Annotated in this window: 1 rRNA gene (cut by a window edge); it reads left to right on the forward strand. The window is 56.5% G+C overall.

Going from position 1 to position 1,214, the window contains the following annotated elements:
- Positions 1-1,174: ribosomal RNA gene (locus tag ACIQD7_RS34180) — 23S ribosomal RNA — on the forward strand (it extends 2,022 nt beyond the left edge of the window).
- Positions 1,175-1,214 lie beyond the last annotated feature (40 nt).

Raw genomic sequence — 1,214 nt, forward strand, 5'->3', positions numbered from 1 at the left:
GTGAGCTGGGGGTGGCCGCAGAGACCAGCGAGAAGCGACTGTTTACTAAAAACACAGGTCCGTGCGAAGCCGTAAGGCGATGTATACGGACTGACGCCTGCCCGGTGCTGGAACGTTAAGGGGACCGGTTAGTGACCTTTCGGGGTTGCGAAGCTGAGAACTTAAGCGCCAGTAAACGGCGGTGGTAACTATAACCATCCTAAGGTAGCGAAATTCCTTGTCGGGTAAGTTCCGACCTGCACGAATGGCGTAACGACTTCTCGACTGTCTCAACCATAGGCCCGGTGAAATTGCACTACGAGTAAAGATGCTCGTTTCGCGCAGCAGGACGGAAAGACCCCGGGACCTTTACTACAGTTTGATATTGGTGTTCGGTTCGGCTTGTGTAGGATAGGTGGGAGACTGTGAAACCGTGACGCCAGTCATGGTGGAGTCGTCGTTGAAATACCACTCTGGTCGTGCTGGATGTCTAACCTCGGTCCGTGATCCGGATCAGGGACAGTGTCTGATGGGTAGTTTAACTGGGGCGGTTGCCTCCCAAAGGGTAACGGAGGCGCCCAAAGGTTCCCTCAGCCTGGTTGGCAATCAGGTGTTGAGTGTAAGTGCACAAGGGAGCTTGACTGTGAGACCGACGGGTCGAGCAGGGACGAAAGTCGGGACTAGTGATCCGGCGGTGGCTTGTGGAAGCGCCGTCGCTCAACGGATAAAAGGTACCCCGGGGATAACAGGCTGATCTTCCCCAAGAGTCCATATCGACGGGATGGTTTGGCACCTCGATGTCGGCTCGTCGCATCCTGGGGCTGGAGTCGGTCCCAAGGGTTGGGCTGTTCGCCCATTAAAGCGGTACGCGAGCTGGGTTTAGAACGTCGTGAGACAGTTCGGTCCCTATCCGCTGCGCGCGCAGGAATATTGAGAAGGGCTGTCCCTAGTACGAGAGGACCGGGACGGACGAACCTCTGGTGTGCCAGTTGTCCTGCCAAGGGCATGGCTGGTTGGCTACGTTCGGGAGGGATAACCGCTGAAAGCATCTAAGCGGGAAGCCTGCTTCGAGATGAGTATTCCCACCCACTTGATGGGGTAAGGCTCCCAGTAGACGACTGGGTTGATAGGCCGGATGTGGAAGCCCTGTAAGGGGTGGAGCTGACCGGTACTAATAGGCCGAGGGCTTGTCCTCAGTTGCTCGCGTCCACTGTGTCAGTTCTGAAGCAACGAAC

This window comes from Streptomyces sp. NPDC093071 (assembly GCF_044754545.1).
Taxonomy (GTDB): domain Bacteria; phylum Actinomycetota; class Actinomycetes; order Streptomycetales; family Streptomycetaceae; genus Streptomyces.